This window comes from Streptomyces sp. NPDC032822, from assembly GCF_055578825.1.
In genome coordinates this window covers 1-20935 of record NZ_JBVIOL010000030.1, presented here as the reverse complement: position 1 = coordinate 20935, position 20935 = coordinate 1, and the positions used below count along the sequence as shown (strand labels likewise).

General features: G+C 74.3%; 12 protein-coding genes. 7 read left to right on the top strand and 5 right to left on the bottom strand.

What is annotated here, in order from left to right:
- Positions 1-309: 309 nt before the first annotated feature.
- The 3 genes from ACZ5VD_RS41125 to ACZ5VD_RS41115 are packed head-to-tail and all read right to left on the bottom strand — an operon-like array spanning position 310 to position 4228.
- Positions 310-2376: an iron ABC transporter permease gene (locus ACZ5VD_RS41125; protein WP_468685561.1), complete on the bottom strand. Its 2067-nt coding sequence runs from the start codon at positions 2374-2376 to the stop codon at positions 310-312.
- Between the two features lie 11 nt (positions 2377-2387).
- A complete protein-coding gene (locus ACZ5VD_RS41120; RefSeq protein ID WP_468551576.1) occupies positions 2388-3359 on the bottom strand; it encodes an ABC transporter substrate-binding protein in 972 nt (323 codons plus the stop codon).
- Positions 3356-4228 (bottom strand): ABC transporter ATP-binding protein, encoded by an 873-nt coding sequence (locus tag ACZ5VD_RS41115; RefSeq protein WP_468685559.1) that lies wholly within the window; start codon positions 4226-4228, stop codon positions 3356-3358. Before ACZ5VD_RS41115 ends, ACZ5VD_RS41120 begins: the two co-directional genes overlap by 4 nt.
- Positions 4229-4265: 37 nt before the next feature.
- On the opposite strand from ACZ5VD_RS41115, the gene ACZ5VD_RS41110 reads away from it, so the two are divergent.
- Complete coding sequence (locus ACZ5VD_RS41110) at positions 4266-5084, top strand: siderophore-interacting protein (protein ID WP_468551574.1); 819 nt, start codon at positions 4266-4268, stop codon at positions 5082-5084.
- Positions 5085-5125: 41 nt separating this feature from the next.
- On the opposite strand, the gene ACZ5VD_RS41105 is transcribed toward ACZ5VD_RS41110, so the two are convergent.
- Positions 5126-5584: an OsmC family protein gene (locus ACZ5VD_RS41105; protein WP_468685558.1), complete on the bottom strand. Its 459-nt coding sequence runs from the start codon at positions 5582-5584 to the stop codon at positions 5126-5128.
- A 355-nt stretch (positions 5585-5939) separates the two neighbouring features.
- Here ACZ5VD_RS41105 and ACZ5VD_RS41100 point away from each other — a divergent pair, with 355 nt between their 5' ends.
- The 5 genes from ACZ5VD_RS41100 (at position 5940) to ACZ5VD_RS41080 (ending at position 18631) form a co-directional block, all read left to right on the top strand.
- Positions 5940-6806, top strand: a complete 867-nt coding sequence (locus ACZ5VD_RS41100) for a DUF4132 domain-containing protein (protein ID WP_468685556.1) — start codon at positions 5940-5942, stop codon at positions 6804-6806.
- Positions 6803-11713 carry a DNA-binding protein gene (locus ACZ5VD_RS41095; RefSeq protein ID WP_468551571.1) on the top strand — a complete coding sequence of 1637 codons (4911 nt, stop codon included), beginning with the start codon at positions 6803-6805 and terminating at the stop codon, positions 11711-11713. The genes ACZ5VD_RS41100 and ACZ5VD_RS41095 overlap by 4 nt, the downstream gene beginning before the upstream one ends.
- 98 nt (positions 11714-11811) lie before the next feature.
- On the top strand, positions 11812-12972 hold the full coding sequence (locus tag ACZ5VD_RS41090; RefSeq protein ID WP_468551570.1) for an ATP-binding protein: 1161 nt from the start codon (positions 11812-11814) through the stop codon (positions 12970-12972).
- Entirely contained in the window at positions 12969-16700 is a 3732-nt protein-coding gene (locus tag ACZ5VD_RS41085) for a DUF5682 family protein (protein WP_468685555.1), read from the top strand. The genes ACZ5VD_RS41090 and ACZ5VD_RS41085 overlap by 4 nt, the downstream gene beginning before the upstream one ends.
- A complete protein-coding gene (locus ACZ5VD_RS41080) occupies positions 16697-18631 on the top strand; it encodes a hypothetical protein (RefSeq protein WP_468685554.1) in 1935 nt (644 codons plus the stop codon). The genes ACZ5VD_RS41085 and ACZ5VD_RS41080 overlap by 4 nt, the downstream gene beginning before the upstream one ends.
- Before the next feature lie 108 nt (positions 18632-18739).
- Here the strand turns inward: ACZ5VD_RS41080 and ACZ5VD_RS41075 are convergent, their stop codons facing one another.
- The gene (locus ACZ5VD_RS41075; RefSeq protein ID WP_468551618.1) at positions 18740-19294 is read right to left on the bottom strand and encodes an MSMEG_1061 family FMN-dependent PPOX-type flavoprotein; all 555 of its coding nucleotides are present in this window, start codon (positions 19292-19294) and stop codon (positions 18740-18742) included.
- 425 nt (positions 19295-19719) lie between these two features.
- On the opposite strand from ACZ5VD_RS41075, the gene ACZ5VD_RS41070 reads away from it, so the two are divergent.
- Complete coding sequence (locus tag ACZ5VD_RS41070; protein WP_468685552.1) at positions 19720-20844, top strand: acyltransferase family protein; 1125 nt, start codon at positions 19720-19722, stop codon at positions 20842-20844.
- Positions 20845-20935: the final 91 nt, after the last annotated feature.

Here is a 20935-nt window from a genome sequence, read left to right as displayed (position 1 = left end):
GGAGGAAGGGCGGGGCACCCGGGTGCAGCCGGGGCAGGGGGCCCGCCTCGCGGGCGAGTTCGGGGACGGTGTCCGGGGCGCTCCCGACAGGAGGGCGTGCGCGGTGGTGGGGTCGTGGCCGTCGAGGGTGAACTCGCTCGGGGCGTTCCGCACGACGGCGCCGGCCACGCCGGGCCGGAGCACGCGCTCGCCGAACGGATCGGGGCGGACGCGGCGGCCCGGTTGCGGGCCGTCCCGGAACAGCCGGGGGCCAGCCGCCGGAACTCGACGGGTGACCCGTCCCGGCCTGCCGCGCCGCGCGCCTTCCGGTCAGCGGCGGGTGCGGACGAGCAGATAGAGGAAGTACGGCGTGCCGATGACGGCCGTCATCAGTCCGGCGCCGAGTTGGGCCGGTGCGATCACGGTGCGGCCCAGGAGGTCGGCGGTGCAGACGAGAGCGGCGCCCAGCAGGATCGCCACCGGTACGACCCGCGCGTGGCGGCGGCCGACGAGGGAGCGTGCCGCGTGCGGGGCGACCAGGCCGACGAAGCCGATCGTGCCCGCGGCGGCGACGGCGGTGGCGCTGAGCAGCACGCTGACGACCAGGAAGCCGAGTCGGGCGGGCGGCAGCCGGAGGCCGAGCAGCACGGGTGTGTCGTCGTCGAGGGACACCAGGTCGAGTTCGGTGCGCCGTGCCACGGCGACCACGATGCCCAGCAGGAGGGCGCCCGCGACGGGCAGGCTGTCGGGCAGGGTCCGTCCGTAGGTGGAACCGGACAACCAGGTGAGTGCCTTCGTCGCGTTGAACGGGTCCGTGAGGACGATGAACAGGCTGATGAGCGCGGCCGTCGCGGTGGCCACGCCGATGCCCACCAGGACCAGCCGGTTGTGGCCGAACCCGCCGCGTGCCGCGAGGCCGAACACGAGGACGGCGGTGATCGCCGCACCCGCGAACGCCGCGCCGGCCACGCTCCAGGAACCGGCGGACGACGCCGTCGTGACGAGCAGGACCGCGCCGAGTGCCGCTCCGCCGGAGACACCGAGGATGCCGGGTTCGGCGAGCGGATTGCGGGTGACGGCCTGGACCAGGGTGCCGGACAGGGCGAGCGCCGCGCCCGCGAGGAGCGCCGCCAGGACGCGCGGGACGCGGGTGTCGAGGACGAAGGAGATGGACTGCGCGGCCGTGCCCTGGGCCCAGTTCGCCACGTCGCCCAGCAGCAGTTTCGTGTCGCCGAGGAGGACGCCGGCGACGGTCACGCCGATCAGGACCACGGCGAGTCCCGCGACCGTCACCAGGAACACCGCCCGGCTCGGGATGCGCAGCCGCTCGGGCTGGCTCGCGGTGGCGGTGTCGCGGACCCGCAGTGCCATGGAGATCAGGAACACCGCGCCGAGGATGCTGGTGACGACGCCGGTGGGTACGGCGACCGCGGACTGGGCCGAGACCGTCGCGCGGAGCAGGACGTCCGCGCCGAGCACCAGGCCGGCGCCGGTCAGGCCGGCCACCGGCAGGCTCAGCCGGATCCGGACGAGGGGGCGGATGCGGCGGGCGAGCGGTCGTACCAGGGCGGGCGCGCACAGGCCGACGAAGCCGATGGGTCCGGCGAGGGTGACCGAGGCCGCCGAGAGCAGCGTGGCGAGGACCACGACCGTGATCCGGGTGGCCCGGACCGGCACGCCGAGTCCGCGCGCGGCTTCGTCGCCGAGGGCCAGGGCATCGACCCGGCGGGCCACCAGCAGCAGCCCGACGAGGCCGATCAGCGCGACGGGCGCCATCTGTACGACGCCGTCGAAGCCGTTCTGGCTGATGCTGCCCTGGTTCCACGTGTAGAGGCCGCCCGTCTCCTGGGGGAACAGCAGGAGCAGCCCCTCGGCGAGGGAGGTCAGCCCGAGCGTCAGCGCGCTGCCGGCCAGGACGAGGCGGACGGTGCCCGCGCCCAGCCCGGACAGGGACAGGACGACGGCGGCGGCGGCGAGGCCGCCGAGGAACGCCACGCCGGAGGAGGCGAGCAGCGGCAGCGAGGCGCCGGTGACGGTGAGCAGTCCCAGCGCGAGGTAGGAACCGGCGTTCACGGCCAGGGTGTCGGGTGCGGCGAGCACGTTGCGGCTGACGGCCTGCAGCGCCGCGCCGGCCACGCCGAGCGCGGCGCCGACCAGCAGTCCCGCGGTCATCCGGGGCAGGCGCGAGGCGATCACGACGGACGCGTCGGCGGTGTCGGCCCGGCCGGTGAGGGCCTTCCACACCTGGGCGGGGCCGACGGCGGCCGTGCCCTGGGTGATGTCGACGACGGCGAGGACGGCGACCAGCAGGACGAGCGCGGCCGTCACCGCGGCGGCGCCCGTCCTGGAGGTGACGGCCCGCGAGCCGGTGGCGGGAGCGGTAGCGGTGACGGCCATGACCCTTGCTTCTACTTCGTCAGGGCGGCGACGAGGGCGTCGATGTACGCCTCCATCGACTTCACGCCGCCGAACATCCAGATGCCGTCGGCCAGTCGGTGCACGTTGCCCTTCTTCACGAACGGCAGGCCCTTCCACACGGCGTTCTTGGCGAGGTCCTCCGTGAAGGGGTCGCCGCCGTCGCTGTCGTTGCCGATGTAGGCGAACTCCACGTCACCCAGGTTCGACAGGCCCTCGACGTCGGTGGTGGCCAGGCCGTACTTCTCGTCGCCCTTGACGGTCCAGGCGTTCTTGAGGCCTATCGCCTCGTTGACGGTCCCGAGCAGCGAGCCGCTGGTGTACGGGCGGATGGAGACCTGGTTGGAGGCGACGTAGCCGTCGGCGAAGGCGACCTCGCGGCCGGCCAGATCGGCGTCGGCGAGCGTCTTCCTGCCCGCGGCGACCTTGGCGTCGAAGTCCTTCTTCAGCTCCTCGGCCTGGTCCGTGGTGCCGGTGGCCTCGGCGATGAGGTCGAGGTTCTGCTCCATCTGCCCGATCTGGTCGGACGCCTTGGCGGACTGGATCTCCAGGACCGGGGCGACCTTCCGCAGCTGCTTGAGGACGGCGGCCGACAGGTCGTTGTTGGCGACGATGAGGTCCGGGGAGAGCGAGGCGATGGTGTCCATGCTGGGCTCGCCGCGGGTGCCGATGTCCTTGGGCTTGTTGGTCAACGGGGCGGAGGTGTCCCACGCGGTGTAGCCCTTGATGTCGGCGACACCGACGGGGTCGACGCCGAGCGAGACGAGGTGCTCGACGACGTCCCACTCGGTGCCGACGACCTTCTTGGCGGGTCCGTCGAGCTTGACCTCGGCGCCGCTGGCATCGGTCAGGGTGATGCTCTTCGCACTCGGCTTCGCGCTGTCGGCCGCGGTCTCGGTCGTACCGCAGGCGGCGAGGCCCAGGGCGGCGGACGCGGCGGTGAGGGCGATCAGGGGGCGTCTCATGAGGTGGTGCTGAGCCTTTCGGTGCGGGCGTGATGGCGGCCGATCGCGCGGGTGCGCAGGCGGCCCGTCAGGGGGTCGGTGTCGACGTCGATCCGGATGCCGTAGGTGTCGGTGAGGCGTTCGGCGGTCAGGACGTCCTCGGGCGTTCCGTCGGCGACGATCCGCCCCTCGTGCAGCAGGGCGACCCGGTCGGCGACGGCGGCCGCCTGGTCCAGGTCGTGCAGGACGACACCGACCGCGATGCCGTGGTCGTCGGCCAGGTCCCGGATGAGATCCAGCAGTTCGACCTGGTAGCGGAGGTCGAGATAGGTCGTGGGTTCGTCGAGGAGGAGGATTCCGGTGTCCTGGGCGAGGCAGCTCGCGAGCCAGACGCGCTGGAGCTGACCGCCCGAGAGGTGCTCGGCGCCGCGTTCGGCCAGGGCCTCGACGTCGGTCATGACCAGTGCCCGTCGCACGGCCGCCGCTCCCTCGGGGTCCGCCCTGCCCCAGCGCCCCCGGTACGGATAGCGGCCGAACTCCACGATGTCCCGGACGGTCAGTCCGCTCGGCGTGGGGCGCCCCTGGGTGAGCAGTGCCACCCTGCGGGAGAACGCGCGGGCCGTCAGAGCGAGGCCGTCGGTCGTGTCGCCGTCCCCGGCGGCCAGGGTGAGCGTGGCGGTGCGGGCGCGCTGGAGCCGGGCCACCGTGCGCAGCAGCGTCGACTTGCCGCTGCCGTTGGGGCCGACGAGTGCGGTCACGCGGCCGGGCCGGAGCGTGATCGCCGCCTCGTGCACGACGTCCGTCCCGTCGTACGCCACGGTGACGTCCCGGGCCGTCAGCTCGTGACCGCGCGTGCGGGAGGGCTCGGTTGCTTCTTCACCAGAACTCACGAGCGAAGGTTAACCTAACTTAGGCTAGCCTTCCCTCATGGCGAAGATCCAGAGGCTGATGCCGCAGCACCCCAGGATGTTCCGCGCCGAGGTGGTGCGCACCGAGCGGGTCTCCCCCTCTCTGCACCGCGTCACCGTCACGGGCCCGGACCTCTCCGAGTTCCCGTACCAGGGCTACGACCACTGGTTCCGGCTGTTTCTGCGGCTCCCCCACCAACAGGTCCTGCGGCTGCCGGAGTTCACGGGGTCACGGTGGTGGCAGCCCTACCTGGACATCCCGGAGTCCGAGCGTCCGCACTGCGCCAACTACACCGTGGCGGACTACCGCCGCGAGGCCGCGGAGATGGACATCGACTTCGTCGTGCACTGCGGCCCCACCGGCGAGGTCGAGGGCGGAGCCGCCCTCTGGGCCTGCCGCGCCCGCCCCGGCGACCCGCTCGCCGTACTGGACCAGGGCCTGCTGTTCGACTGCCCGCCCGACGCCTCCGAGGTCCTGGTCGTGGCCGACGAGACCGGACTGCCCGCCTCCGCGGGGATACTTCGCTCCCTGCCGCGCGACACCGTGGGCCGGCTCATCCAGGAGGTGCCCACCGCCGAGGACCGGCGCGCCCTGGACGCACCGCCCGGAGTGACCGTCACCTGGATCGTCCGCCCGGACCGCACGTCCGTGCCCGGCACCGCCGCGCTCGGCGAACTCCTGGGGCACACCGCCGTCGACACCGCCGGATACGCCTTCGTGGTCGGCGAGTCGACGCTCGCCACCGAGGGACGGCGGCATCTGCGCCGCGCGGGCCTGCCGAAGGAGCGCATCTTCTTCTCCGGCTTCTGGAAGCACGAGACACCCCGGGCCGCCTGAGGGATCGCGGACAGCGCCGACAGCTTCGGGTTCGTGCGCTGTCAGACGTCCTCGACCGTCGTGGTGACCGGCGTGCCGACCTCCACCGTGCGACTGACCGTGCAGAGCCGGTCATGGGAGGTCTTCACCGCCCGGGGAAGGATCGCCCGGGCCCGGTCCGCGCCCTCGCCGTCCGGGAAGGAGACGGCGAACGTGACGGCGAGGTCGGTGATCCGGTTGCCGAGTTCGTCACTGATCTTGTGACCGGCCACGGCGACGGAGAACCCGTCGGGCTCGGCGTGCCGACCGGTGGCGATGTCGACGTCCACCGCCGTGCAGCCTCCGATCGCGGCGAGCAGCAGCTCGACCGGGGTGAACTCGGTGCCCCCGTCCGGATCGGAGGCGGTGCCGAAGCTGATCGTGCCGCCGCGCGCGTTCGTCGCGACGAAGTGGCCGGTGCTGACGCGCTCGACGGTGACGGAGCGCAGGGAGGCGTCGGAGCGCGGGGAGGTGTCGGTCATGCCGACGACACTAACGCCGAGTCGAGCGGTCCGCCGGGGTCGGCGGGCGGCCGGCCCTCCTCGCGGACGGCAGCACCGGCTCCGGGCCCGATTCCGATCTGCGGCGGACCCGGCATCTGGCTGGTTTCGACCGGTTCCGCGCACCGCATCGCCGAATGCCGTACGCCCGCCGGACCGCCCTGGCGCCCGCTCCGCACCCGGCCGCCCACCGACCGGAAGCACACCTTCCGCAGGCTCGGGGGACCGATTGTCAGTGATCGCCGCTAACGTTCCGCATGTCGTCGCACTGGCGCCGGGATGTCCCCGGCTGAACTGTGCTTTCTTCTTGTGGACTTGATGCGGAAGGCGGGGGCTCGTGGGTTGGCTGTCGGCGGGTGACGGGTATGAGGTCGCCCTGGTGGAGGGGCGGGTGGCGGCACGTGCCACGTCGGGCCGGGCGGCGGGGCGGCAGTTGAAGTCGCTGCCGCGCGCACTCAAGGACCACCCCGAGGTGGACCGGCTGCGCCGGTTCACCGAATGGCTGGATCGGCACGCCGCGGCGTGCGTCACCCAGGTCGACGCCTGGATGGTGTCGTCCCTGCCCGTCCCCACCGGCCTGATGGCCCGGGTGTGGCCGGACGAGGCCTGGCAGTCCGCGCTGCGCGACCTCGCCGTGGTCGGCGACGACCCGGACGAGGTGGGCTTTCTGCGGGGTGCCACCGAGTCCGGCGAGCTGCGGGTGGTGAACCTGGACGGCGAGACGGTCCGGCTGTCCCCGCGCACGGTCACCCTGCCGCACCCGGTGCTGCTGCCGGACCTCGACGACCTGCGGGAGTTCGCGGCGGAACTGGGCATCGTGCAGCGCGTCGAGCAGATACACCGGGCGACCTGGCGACGGCCCGACGACCGCGCCGCCAAGGCCACCGAGGTACGGGAGTTCAGCGGCGGCTCGTTCCGCTCCCGCTTCGCCCTCGCCGCGCGCGCCGGCTCGCTCGGCTACCGGGTGTCCGGCGGCTACGCCACGGCCCGGGTGCGGGACGGTGGGCGGACCGTCGAGGCCTCCGTGTGGATCGGGGAGCCCTACTGGGAGGACCGGGTGGAGACCGGCGCCCTCACCTGGCAGGACCGGGACGGCCGTGCCCTGCCGCTGCGCGAGGTGGGCCCGGTGGCCTGGTCGGAGGGCATGCGGATGGCCGCGGCGCTGTACGCCGGGCGCGAGATCGAGGAGGGCAAGAACGCATGAGCGGGGGGACGCGGGTGTCGGACGAGGAACTGCTGACGGCGGGCGCGGTGCTGCCGCCGGACACGACCGGGGGCGGCGAGCGGGCGGTGCCGCTGACGGCACGGACGTACCGTCACCCGGGCCTGGACGACCGGGTGGTGGTGCGGCTGGTCGCCGGGGAGCTGGGCGCGGCGGAGGACCTGGCCGCCGGTTTCCTCGGTCTGGAGCAGGACGCGGAACCGGCGGTGGTGGGCCTCGGGCTGCGCCAGTCGCTGGGCTTTCCGGAGTGGGTGCTGGTGCACCACCCGGCGGACGGTCATCACGCGCTGGGCATCGTGCCGGACCTGGAGCGGGCGGCCCGGCAGGCGAAGTCCAAGCCGAAGGCCGCCATGGACGCCTATCTGGAGCTGGCCGAGCGGCTGGCGGCGTCGGTGCCGCACTTCCTGCCGACCTTCTACGAGCAGGCCGGGCGGGTGTTCCTCGGGGAGGAGAACGCCACCTACGCGGCCCAGTTGTTCACCCGCGCCCGCAAGGCCGAGGCGGAGCACGGGCTGACGGTCGAGGAGGAGCGGCTGGACGCCGTGTTCCTGGAGTTCGCGCTGGCCGGCGCGCTCCCGGTGAAGGTGCTGTCCGCGTACGGCAGGGAGCTGACCGCGCGGGTGCCCGCCGAGGAGGCGCTGCGGCGCTTCACCAAGCTGTGCCTGCGCCGCACGGCGGGCGGGCTGCCGCCGTCCGCGCAGATGGCGAACGACCTGCGCAAGCTGGCCCGGGCCGCCGGCCAGGACGCCGACCTGGCCGAACAGGACTATCTGGCACAGCTGTTGGAGCTGCCGGCCACACTGCGCGCGGCGTCCGGCTGGTGGAAGGGCCACCGTACGGCTCTGGTGGCGCTGGCCGCGCGAGAGCCGCGGGTGCGGGGCGTGCTGCTGGACATGCTCCCGGCCGGGCACGACGACGAACTGCCCGCGATGTGGCTTGAGGTGCTGGAGACCTCCGGTGCCACGGCGGGACTGTGGGACGCCTCGCTGCCCGAGGAGGAGCGGCCGCGGGACGGCACGGCGGGCTGGCTGGAGCGGTTCCTGACGTTCCGGGAACGGGCCAGGTCGTGGCGCGGCTCCACCCGGATGCCGGAGCTGTATCCGCTGGTGGAACGGGCGGCGGACCATCTGCGGGCCGAACTCGCGGCATCGGGCGGCGCGTTGAGGGTCGTCCACGACATCGACCTGATCGACCTGCTGCTGTCCCTGGGACTGCCGGTGGCCGCCCCGGAGAAGAACCAGGATCTGCTGCTGACGCAGTGGGCCGCGGGCGACCGGCAGCGCGAGCTGCTGGCGCTGGCCGCCGACAGCCGTTTCCACGAGGCGTTTTGGCGGGGCGCGGACCGGTTCGGCGACGACGACCACGGTCTGCGGGCCATCAGGCGGCTGGCGGCCTCGCCCGGCGGTCGCCCGCTGCTGGCGGAATGGGTGCGCACGGTCGTGCGACGGTTCACCGCGGTCGGCCTGCCCCAGCTGCCCGACGCGCTGAACCGGTTGAAGTGGCTGCCGTCGCAGGCACTGGCGCTGGCCGAGGAGGAGGTGCGCGCGGCCGTCGGCACCGACCTCGCGCCGGTGCTGGCGCGCACGCTGCGGGCCGGGCTCTTCGACGAACTCGGCTGGCCCGCCTGGGAGGACGCGGCCGCCACCCTCGTCCCCAAGGACCGGGTCGAGGATCTCGTGGTCGCCGACGCCTGGCCCCACCTCGTCGTCGCCGGGGCCGGCCAGGCCCGGGTGATCGGCGCCGAGGGCACCCTCCTCACCCATGACCTGCGGATCCCCGCGAACGACAGCTGGGGCGACCCCGGCTTCCACCACGTCGACGGCGAACTCCTCGTCTACTGGAACAACCGCAAGGACGGTCTGCGCGGCTACTGGCACACCCGCGCCGCCCACCCCCAGGCCCTGGAGGGCCCCAGCAGTACCCGGGGCACCGAAATGGACTGGTACAAGGGCGACTTCCCGATCAGCCTCCCCCTGCCCGGCGGCGGCCGGACCACCGGCGGCGCCGTCCTGCACGCCGGGGACACCACACTGCCCCAGGAGCGGCCGGTTCTCTGCGACGGCTCCTCGTACTGGGTCTGGAACGCGGACGCCGAGGACCGCGAGGCACACGGCTGGTACGAGTTCGACCCGGCGACGGGTGACCGTGGGCGGATGAGCAGGCCCGCCTTCCTCGCCGACGCGCTGCGCGAGGCCCCCGCCGGCAGCAGCCACGCCGGCGGCCGGCTGCGCCCCTCGCCGACGGCGGGCGCCGCTCCAGCCTCCGCACCCGTGAACGGTCTGGTCGGCCTGCGTGTGGTGGAGCTCCCCGACGGCTCCCGGCGGGCCGAGGATCTCGCCGGACACACCGTCACGCTGCCCGCGAAGGCGGGCAGGCCGTCCGCGCTCGTGGTGTTCCCCGGCGCCGACCGGGCCCGGGCCGTCGTCCGCAACAGCTGGCAGCTCGAACTGGTCGACACGGACGGCGTCGTCACCTCGGTGGCCAAGACCGACCGGGCGCCCGGTGTCTTCGGCGAGGGCTCGCTGCTGCTGCCGCCGGTGCAGTACTGGGAGTGCCTGACGCCCCGTGACCCGGCAGGCTCCGAGGCGCTGCGGCGCATCGACCGGGACACCGCGGCGGCCCTGCTGACGGCCGCCGCCCGCGAGGACAAGGAGGCGCTGCCCGAGGCGATCCGCACACTGCTCCCCGTCACGCACGCCGCGCTCGTCGCCGGCATCGCCGGAGTCGTCCGTCACGCCGCCGGTCAGCAGGCCGTCCTCGACGCGGCGGCGACCCGGCTCACCCGGGCGCTGGACGGCGGCCTGGAGGACGAGGGTCCGGCCGGTCCGGCGGACGCCCTGCTCCGCGACGCGATGAGCGGTCTGGGCACGCCGAGCGGCTACTGGTGGAACCGGGACGACGAGGCCGACACCGTCTTCCGCGCCCTGCGGGTGCTGTCCCGGGCCGCCGGGCTCGACGGCGGCCCGGTCCCGGAGGAGCGGACCGTACGTCTCCACCTCGACGGGCCGGGGCTGCCGACCGGGCAACCGGACCTGGAGACGCTGCTCGGCCGCGGCGCGGCCCTGGCGTACCGCGCCGCGGCCGGTACCACCACCGACGAGCACCGCGAGGCGCTGCGCCTGCTCCTCGCCGCGTTCGACACGCTGGGGCTGGACCCGGCCACAGGGCCCGCACGCTGGCGCAAGGTGACCCTGCACCTGGAGGCCGCACCGCTGCGCACCCCGTCGGGCGAGTGGCGCGCGGGCATGTGGCACGGCCTGCTGCCGCTGGGCGGCGGTGCCTTCCTCGCCGCGGTGCGCCGCGACTCGCTGGACGACGACGGCTACACCCTCACCGCGTTGTTCCACGACCCGGCCGGGCGGTTCGAGACACCGGAGCCGTACACACTCCGGTCGTCGGGCCCGCTGGACGAGGCAGGCGTCACGGGCCGGTCGGGCGCGTTCCTCGCCGAACTGGCCGCGCGCGGACCGGCGCCGTGGTTCCCGGAGGCGGCCGAGGAATTCGCCCGCCGCACCGGGGTCACCGAGACGATGGCCCGGCTGATCGTGGCCGGTCTGCCGCGGATCGACGTCTACGAGCGGACGTTCCTGACCACGGAGGCCCGCGCCCTCATCGGTGTGAAGGCCGCCCCGGCGGCCGTCGCCAAGGACGAGCTGCGTCGCATCGACGCGGCGGTCCGTGCCGCGGTGGTGGCCGCACTGCTGCCCGCCGACCCCGCCCGGCTGTGGACCGAAGGGCCGGACGTGGCCGCCGCGTCCGAAGTGTGGAACGCCAAGGTCGGCAGGCGGACGGCCGTCCCCGAGGAACTGCTCAGCGACGCGGTCCGCGCGCTCAAGCACACACAGTGGGAGGTACGGGAGGCACTGCCCGCCCTGGTGAGCCCGGCCGGTGAACCCCGGCTCACCCGGGACCTGGAGTGGGCGGTCGTGGGCGACCGGGTCAAGCCCGTCGGTGACGACACCGCCGGGTTCACCGCGCAGACCCTGGTCGGTACGGTCGACCTCGCCGCCTGGCTCGCCCACCGGCTCCCGGCCGGCGATCCGATCCGGGCCGCGCTGCCTCCCGTGCTCACCGTCGTGCGCGAGCGACTGGCCCACCCCGGTCTGATGCTCGACCTCGGCCGGTACATCAGCCTCCCCGACTTCCGGAAGACGGCGGGCACCCCGACCGAGATCGGCCCGGGCTTCGAGCGCTACGGCGCCGTCGTCCTCGCCACCCACGACGACCAGCCGGCCCCGGGTCTGCGGGTCGACCTGCTCGACGAGTCCGGCCAGGACCCGTACCTGCCCGCGGTGCGCGTCGACGACCAGCGGCCCTACGCGGCCGAAGTGGCGCTGCGTCTGGTCCGCGACCCCCGTTTCGCGGCCCTCCTCGCGGACCCCGGCGAGCCGATCGCGGGCGAACGAGGCATGGACGGCACCTGGTGGCCGCAGGACCCGGGCCGTTCCGTGCCCGAGCTGGTGACCGAGGCGGCCAAGGAGTACGGCATCGGCGAGGACGCGGCCACGCTCTACCTGATGCTGCTCGCCATGCCCGACCCGACCGACCGCACGACGGCCCGGTGGACGGGCTGGAAGCCGGCCCGGCTCAAGGCGGCCCGCGCCGAACTGGCCGCCACCGACCTGGTGGTGGAGGCCACCCGGACCAGGGCCGGGCGGTCGCTGTTCCTGCCCGGCGGCTGGGTCGACCAGTCGGCGCCGCGGGTGCCGTTGGAGCGCTGGAAGCTGCCGCTGTTCGGCGAGCTGATGAGCGAGGACGACACGCCGTTCGGCGCGATCGTGCCGACCGAACCGGCCGCGGAGCTGTACCGCAGGGCCTGGCAGCGGGTTCAGGACGGCGACGAGCCCCGGTTCGAGGAGCTGAAGGTGCGGCGGGGACGCCGTCGCTGAGGAATCTGGGGCGGGAGGAACCGGGGGGGGCGACCACGATCGGCGCCCCACCCTGGTCCTCCCTTGACGATCAACAGACCTACCGAACAAGGACATCCATGACCTCGACCGACACGGCGACGGCCCTCCCGGCCCGGCAGACCCTGCCCGCCGAAGAGCGCCACGCCACCGAACTCGCCTTCCTCGCCGCCCATGACGAGGGCCCCCGCCCGCCCGGCTGGCGGCTGACCCCGCGCTCGGTGATCACCTTCGTCTGCGGCAGCGGCGAGGAGACGCTGAAACTTCCCGAGCCGCACGCGACGCTGCCCGACCGGCTGGTGATCGCCCCCAAGTTCGTCGGCGAACGCGCCCTGGTGGAACGGTGCGTGGTCACGCTCGCCGGCGAACGCGGCCTGCTGCTCGTCGGTGAACCCGGCACGGCCAAGTCGATGCTCTCCGAGCTGCTGGCGGCGGCCGTCTGCGGCACCAGCGCACTGACCGTGCAGGGCACCGCGGGCACCACCGAGGACGCCATGCGCTACGGCTGGAACTACGCCCTGCTGCTCGCCCAGGGCCCCACCCCGCAGGCGCTGGTCGACTCGCCGGTCCTCGCCGCCATGCGCTCGGGCCGGGTGGCCCGCGTCGAGGAGATCACCCGCTGTCTGCCCGAGGTGCAGGACGCCCTGGTGTCGATCCTGTCCGACCGGCGCATGAGCGTGCCCGAGCTGTCCGGCACGGACGACGCCCAGGTGGCGGCCGTGCCCGGCTTCACCGTCATCGCCACCGCCAACCTGCGCGACCGCGGGGTGTCGGAGATGTCGGCCGCCCTCAAGCGCCGCTTCAACTTCGAGACCGTGCACCCGATCGCGGACGTCGACGCGGAAACCGCGCTCGTCCGGCGGCAGGCCGTGGCGGCCGTCGAGCGGGCGGGCGCGGCCTTCGGCGTCGACGACGCGGTGCTCGACGTCCTGGTCACCGTCTTCCGCGACCTGCGGGCCGGACGGTCCGTCGAGGGCTGGGACGTGGAGCGGCCCGGCACGGTGATGTCCACCGCCGAGGCCGTGCAGGTCGCCGTCTCCCTCGGCGTGGCCACCGCCTACCTCCCCGGCGGCGACTCCCTCGACCTGCTCCCCGGGCACCTCCTGGGCGTCGTCCGCAAGGACGACCCGGCCGACCACGCGCGGCTGCTCGGCTACTGGGACGGCCCGGTGCGCCGCCGCGCCGAGGACGGCTCGGCGACCTGGCGCCGCCTCTGGGACCTGCGGGAGAACCTCCGGTGACACGCGTTCAGGAACCCCGGGCGGCCGTCACCGCCCTCACCGACTCGACGCTGCCGTACCTGTTGGGCGTACGCCACCACAGCCCGGCGCTCGCCGCGGCCGTGCCCGCCCTCCTGGACGCCTCCGGCGCCGAGGTGGTGTGCGTGGAGCTGCCCGCGGACTTCCAGCCGTGGCTCACCCATCTGGCCGCTCCGGGCACCGTCGCGCCGGTCGCGCTGGCCGGAGCCCGGGAGGGCGGGCGGCTCGGCTTCTACCCGTTCGCCGACTTCTCCCCCGAACTCGCCGCGGTCCGCTGGGCGCGAGAACGGGGAGCGGAGGTCGTGTGCTGCGACCTGCCGATGTCCGATCCGCGGTGGACCACCGAGGACCCGGTCCCGGTGGGCGGTACACGGACCGCGGTGGCCGGGGCGACCGCCTTCGGGGACGCCCTCAGCACCGCCGGGACCGGCCGCGACGGGGACGACCTGTGGGACCGCTGCGTGGAGGTGCTGGCCCCCGGCTGCACTCCAGAGGCGATCCGCCGGGCCTCCCTCGGCGTCGGCTGGGCGCTGCGCAGCGACGCCGAGTCGGCGGGCGGGGTGCCTCCGGTGGACCTGGCGCGCGAGGCCCACATGCGCGAGGCCATCGCCCGCGCCGCGGCCGGCGGGCGTCCGGTCGCGGCCGTCGTCGGCGCCTTCCACGCCCCGGCGTTGGCCGAAGGCGCCGAGGCGACCGGCGCGGTCCCTGGCCCGCGTGCGGCCGGCGGGCCGTCAGCGACGTCGGCGGGGGCCCCTGCCGGGGAGCAACCGCCCGTCGTCACCTCCCTCGTGCCGTACGCCTTCGATCTGCTGGACTCCCGTTCCGGCTACCCGGCCGGTATCCGGGACCCGCGCTGGCAGCAGGCCGTGTTCCGGGCCGGGGGCGATCCCGAGCGACTGCACGGCTCCGCCGCGCGCGCCATCACCGATGTGTGCCGGGAACTGCGCACGGCCGGGCACACCGCCGGCACCGGCGAGGCCACCGAGACCCTGCGGATGGCCTGCGACCTGGCCCGGCTGCGCGGACTCGCCGCCCCCGGTCGAGGCGAGGTACTGGAGGCGCTGACGACCGTGATGGGCCAGGGTGAGCCGCTCGGCCGCGGCCGGGCCCTCGCGCGGGCCCTCGAAGTGGTCCTGGTCGGCACCGACCGCGGACGGATCGCGCCGGGCACCCCGCGCTCCGGGCTCGGCCCGTCCGTCGAAGCGGAACTCGCCGAGCTGCGGCTGCCCTGCCCGGACGACCCCACCGCGCGTGAGATACGGCTCGACCCGCTCCGCTCCCCCCTCGACGGCCGCCGCGAGATCCTGCTCCAGCGCCTCGCGGTCTGCGGCACGGGATACGGCACCACCGTGGACGTGGCGGGTACGGGCGACGGAACCGCCCTCACCACCCGGTGGCGGCTGTCGTGGACGCCGGCCATTCCGGTACGGCTCGACCTGGCCGGGATCCGGGGCGTGACCGCGGCCCTCGCCGCCGAGGGCACCCTGCGGGAGGACTTCCGCCGGGAGTCGGCGGACGGCGGGCCCACCTGCGCCCTCGTCCTGGCGGGGCTGCGGGCAGCCGCCCACTGCGACCTGCCCGCGCTGGTCGACGAGCGCCTGGCCGACGCCGCCCTCGTGCTCCCGGCCACCGCCACGCTCCCCGAACTCCTCACCGCGCTCGACCTGTTGGAGGCCCTGCGCCGGGGCCATCTGCCCGGCACCTCGCCCGACGGCCGCCGGCGGGCCGCCGCACTCGCCGCCGACCTGCTGGAGGCCGCGGTCCGGGCCCTGCCCGGTCTGGCCGGCAGCGATCTGCCGGAGGACGCGGCCGCGTTGATCGCACTGGCCTCGCGGGCCGGCGAACACCGCCTCGGCCTGCGGATGGACGACGCCCTCGGCACCCTCGCACGCACCGGCTCCCCCCTCGTCCAGGGTGCCGCCCTGGCCGCCCGGGTCCTGCTGGACCTCGACGACGCCGGCACCCTCGGCGCGCGGGCCGCCGGCTGGATCGACACGGCCACCGGCCCGGACGGGCGCCACGGACTGAACCGTCGGCTCACCGGACTGCTCAGCGCCGCCGCCCCGCTGCTCCAGTCGGCGCCGACCGCACTGGAGCCGCTCCTCGTCCGGATCGACACACTGACCGACCAGGGATTCCTGGACCGACTGCCCGCCCTGCGCGGCGGCTTCGACACCCTCAGCCCGGCCGGACGGGACCGTCTCCTGCGCACCGTGACCGAGCGTCTCGGAGACCGCCTCGACCTGTCGCTCAGCGCCTCCCCACAGCTCCTCGCCCTCTGGACGGCCGCGGACACGGCGGGCCGACGGGCAGTCGACTCACTGCGCCTGCCGGTCGGGGCTGAGGAGGACGTGACCGGGCCTGGGTCTGGACTCGGGTCGGAGCCGAGCGCAGGGTCCAAGCCCGGGTCGGGGTCCGGGTCGGGGGTTGCCGAGGCCTTCGGCACCCTCACGCCCGCCGTCCCGGGTCACCGGGACGCTCCCCCGGCCACTCCACCCCAAGGCGAGACACACGCCGACACCCCCGACCCGCTGGGGACACCGGTCGGCGATCCCGCCCGCGACGGGGGGTCGGCCGACGCCCTCCGTCTCACCCCCACCGACCGCTGGCGACTGCTCCTCGGCCGGGAGAGCGAGCAACTCCCGAAGGACGCCCGGCGTTACGCGCACGCGCTCGACGAGTTGTACGGCGCCGGCCGGGGCGAGGGCTCCTCGGACCTGGGCCGGGACAGTGGCCAGGGGCAGGGCGGCGGTCAGGAAGCGTCGTTCCCCACGGCCCGCGAATGGGCCGAGGAACTGAACGCGCTGTTCGGCACGGAGGTCCGCGAAGAGGTCCTGGCCGAGGCCGCCGGACAGGGCCGTTCCGACGTGCTGGCCGAGCTCGACCCCAAGGCGGTCCGCCCCTCGGTCGACCTGCTGACCTCCGTGCTGTCCCTCGCCGGAGGGATGCCCGAGCAGCAACTGGCCCATCTGCGCCCCCTGGTGCGCCGTCTGGTCGACGAGCTGGCCAAGGAACTGGCCACCCGTCTGCGCCCGGCCCTCACGGGACTGGCCACACCGCGGCCGACCCGCCGCCCCGGCGGCCGGCTCGACCTGCCCCGCACCCTGCGGGCCAACCTGGCGCACACGCGTCGGACGTCCGACGGCCGTGTCGTGGTCGTCCCGGAGCGGCCGGTGTTCAGCACCCGCTCGCGCAAGGAGGCGGACTGGCGCCTGGTCCTGGTGGTCGACGTGTCCGGGTCGATGGAGGCATCCGTCATCTGGTCGGCCCTCACCGCGGCCGTCCTGGGCGGGGTTCCCACCCTGTCCACCCACTTCCTGACCTTCTCGACCGAGGTGATCGACCTGACGGACCGGGTCGACGACCCCCTGTCCCTGCTCCTGGAGGTGCGGGTCGGCGGGGGCACCCACATCGCGGCGGGACTCGCCCACGCCCGCTCGCTGGTGACCGTACCCAGCAGGACCCTCGTCGTGGTGGTGAGCGACTTCGAGGAGGGCTACCCCCTCGGCGGACTCCTCGGCGAGGTACGCGCCCTGGCCGGTTCCGGGGTGCACCTGATGGGCTGCGCCGCGCTGGACGACACCGGCACCCCGCGCTATTCGGTGCCCGTCGCCCGGCAACTCGTCGCGGCCGGTATGCCCGTCGCCGCACTCAGCCCTCTCGCTCTCGCCCGCTGGGTGGGCGACCGTCTCCGCGGAGAGACCCGATGAACGCCGAACTGCCTCCGGTGGCGCCCGACGTGGTCGCCGCCGCAGTGGAGAGCCTGACCTCCCGGCTGCGCAAGAAGCTGGACGCCGCGATCGAGTCGTACGCGACCACGCCCGTCGCGGTCGACGGTGTCGTACGGCGGGTCCGGTGCGGCGAGGACGCCGAGGTCACCCTCACGCCCGGCCCGTCCGGCACGGTCACGGACGCGGGGCAGGTCGTGTGCAGTTGCCTGCTCGCGCCCCGGTGCCTGCACCGCGCCGCCGTACTCGGCGCCTGCCCGGTGGCCGACGCGGACGCCCTGGTCGAACCGACGGAACCCGGGGCGAGGGAGGACTCCGGGACGGCCGGAACGAGCGGTGTCCCCGTGGCTCCCGGAGACACCGAGCCCGACGTCCCGCCCACCGGCCTACGCACCCCGGGGCCGGCCGAGCCCACCGACCTCGCCACTCCCCTCAGCCCCGCTGATCCCACCGGCCCCACCGGCGCCCAGGTGGCCGCCGCGAAGGGCCTGTGGGCCGCCGCCGCGGCCGTGCTGGCCGTCGGAGTGCCCGCCGCCGGTGCCGTGCCGCAGGCCGAGTTGCTGCGAGCCGCGCACACGGCCCGGCTCGCCGGGTTGCACCGCGCCGAGGCTGCCGCCCTGCGGGTGGTGCGTGGGCTGCGCGGTGCCCGCGCCCGCCATGACGGCCACCGGCTCGCCGACCTGGTCGGCAACCTGCGGGAACTGCTGCTCACCACCGGCCTGTTGGCCGCTGCGGACCCTGACCACGCCCTGATCGGCACCGCCCGCCGCAGCTACCGGCCGGGCGGGGGTCTGCGGGTCCACGGGGTCTGCCGGGAACCGGTGATCTCGGCCACCGGCTACGGCGGCGTCGTCACCCATCTCGTGTCCGACGACGGACGCTGGTTCTCCGTCGCCGACGTCAAGCCCGGTGGTCCGGCCCGGGCCCGGGGTGCCGCCACGGCCACCGTCGCGCTCGGCTCGGGCAATCTCAACCATGCCGAACTCTCCCGTGGCGGGCTGCTGATCTCCGGTGCCACGCTCTCCCCGGACGGCCGCCTCGGCGCCGGCAAGGGGGTCCGGGCCATACCGGCAGCAGGCCTGTCCTGGACGTCGGGCCCGCTCGCCGCCCTGTTCGCCCGTCCCCTGTCGGCGGCCGTCACCGCCCGGCTCACGGGAGCCCGGAGTGCCGACCCGGAGCAGGCCGGGCAGACGGTCGGAGAGCTGATCGGCTGCGACCTGGTCCTCGTCGGCGCGGCCGACGACCATCTGCTCGCCCGCGAGTCGCTTCCCGGACGGCCGGACGCGACCGGACTCCTCATTCGGCTGTCACCGTCCAACAGCCATCCCGATCTCGCCCACACGGCGAACTTCCGCCGCCTCGCATCCCGCCCCGGACTGCGGCTCCGCGTGCTCGGCCGACTCGATCCCGAGCGCGCCACCACCCTGCGGCCACTCGCGGTCGGCCCCGTGCCCGACTCCACGGCGACACTGCGGCTGCCCGCGGCCTGGAGCGGCCGTGCGGACCTGGGCTACGACCGTCTGGAGGGCGCGCACTTCCCGCCGCCCGAGGACCTGCCCCCGGTGGACGGCCTCACCGACTTCCCGCCGGACCCGCTGGCCGAGGCTCCGCTGTGGCGGCTGCGGCGACTGGTCGAGGTCGCCGTGTCCGGTGGCCGACGGGCCGTCGCCGAGCCCGCGCGGGACGGCGACCGGGGCGGGGCCGGAGCGGCGCTGCGACGCAGCGGGTTCCGGACGGCCGCGGATCTGGCCGCCGCCCTCACCGCGGAGGCGGACCGCCGTACCCGGGACGTCTTCGGCCGCGTCGGCGAGGCCGATCCGGACCGCTACGCGCGAGCGTGGCTCGCCACGGCCGTCTACCTGACCAGTACCGAACGCGCTCTGGTGCAGGCCACGTGGCAACCCGGTTCCTGACACGCGGCTGCGTCGCCGCATCCGGCAGACGGTGTGGTGATGACCGGAGGGCACGACCGCCGGACCCGATCGCCGAGTCCGAGGCGGCCCGTCGTCCTGGGCCGCGGGCTACTGCCCGGCCCAGGAGGCAGGGTCCCAGAGCCCGGAACGCCGCAATGACTGCGGGCAGTGCAGGAAGATCTCGTCGATCTCGATGAGAAGGGCCAGCGTCGGACGCCGGTCGTCGGTGGCCATGGCGTCGAAGAACGGGGCGTCGGTGAGGACGCGGGCGCGGCCGTTGACCCGGAGTACTTCCTTGCTCCCGGGGATCAGGTACAGCAGCCCGGCGTGCGGGTTGTCCAGGATGTTGTGGAAGCTGTCGCCGCGCCGGTTGCCGGGCCGGTCCGGCAGGGCCAGCGTCGACGGGCCGACGACATGGGTGAATCCGGGGCCGTCGCCGCGCGGCGAGACATCACAGTTGCCACGGCTGTCCGAGGTGGACAGGAGGCAGAACGGGGAGCGCGCGAGCATGTCCCGGTCCGCGTCGGTGAGTTGGTCGTGCACCTTCTCGACGACGATCGGATGCGGCTCGCCCAGCAACTCGCGCAGCTCTTCCGGCGAGCTCAGCTCGACATAGCCGTCCGTGGCCGCGGCGCCGGTGTGCCGCGCGCTCGCGTCGATCATCTGGGACAAGCCGACTCCCGGGGTAGGACCGTGCCGGGGCTGTCCCGGCCGCTGCCGTGCCGCACACACTAGCGGACATTAGGTTTGGCTTACCTAAGCCGAATGGGGATGGTCGGGCCCCGCTCGGGCCGTCGCGTGCGGCGACGGGTGGCGCCACGTCGAGGGAGACGGCCACGCGTCGGCCCCGGGCAGTGGGACGAGGCCCACGACGGGGCGGTGCGGGCGGGCTCACGGTCGACACGGATCCGGGCCCGGCCCGTCCAGGGAACGCGCACCGGCCGACCACCTCGCCGCCGGGGCTCCGCGTTTGCCTCGCCCGACAGCGGCAAGGCGCCTTGGATGGCGTACCTCCACATCACAGCCGAGAGTCCCGCAAGACCAGCACCTTCCTGTGCGGGTGCCGCACACGCCCGGCAGGAGGACGGGTGAGCGACACCACACAGGCCGCGCGCGAGACGACAACCGGCGAGACGACCGGGGGGCGGGCCGAGCCCGCGCGGCCGAAGCAGCGGGACGCCTTCTTCGACAACGCGAAGTATCTGGCGATCGTGCTGGTGGCCGTGGGGCACGCGTGGGAGCCGCTGCGTGACGGCAGTCGGGCCGTCACCGCGGCCTACATGCTCGTCTACGCCTTCCACATGCCGGCGTTCATCGTCATGTCGGGCTACTTCTCACGCGGTTTCGACTGGAGTCCGCAGCGGCTCAGGAAGCTGGTGACCGGGGTCGCCCTCCCCTACGTCGTCTTCGAGACGGCGTACACCCTCTACACCCGGTGGACCGACCAGGTTCCGGACCGCCCGATCAGTCTGCTGGAACCCCTCTACCTGACCTGGTTCCTGGCCGCGCTGTTCATCTGGCGGCTCACCACCCCGCTGTGGCGGCTCGTGCGATGGCCGCTGCCGCTCGCGGTCGCCGTCGCGGTGCCGGCGACGATCTCACCGGCCCTGGGCAATGACCTCGCGCTGCAACGGGCCTTGCAGTTCCTGCCGTTCTTCGTGCTCGGCCTGTGCCTGAAGCCGCAGCACTTCCGGCTGGTGCACGACCGGAGGGTCCGCCTGCTGGCCGTGCCGGTGTTCGTCGGCGCGCTCGCCGTGGCGTACTGGGCGGTGCCGCGCACGAGCGGCGCCTGGTTCTTCCGGCGCGACGGCGCCGACGAACTGGGAGCGCCCTTCTGGTACGGACCCGTGATGACCCTGGCCCTGTTCGCCTGCTCGCTGCTCCTCGTCGTCTGCTTTCTCGCCTGGGTGCCACGCCGACGTATGTGGTTCACCGTGCTCGGCGCGGGCACGCTCTACAGCTATCTGCTGCACGGCTTCTTCGCCCAGGGCGCCAAGTTCTGGGGCTGGTACGACCCCGCCTGGATCCATCAGCCGCAGGGCACGATCGTCGTCACCGTTGCCGCCGCCGCGATCGGGACCGCGCTGTGCGCCCCACCCGTACGGCGCGTCTTCCGTTTCGCCGTGGAGCCGGACACGGGCTGGGCCTTCAGGAGAAACGCGGCGCCCGCGCCGCACGACCGCGCGACAGTGCGCTCGCAGTCGCAGGTCTAGGGCCTGTGTGAGGTCGTGATCATTCTCGGGTTCTGGTCCCGTGCGGGGACGGGACCTGGTAGGACGCTGGGTGTGACACGTACGCAACTCA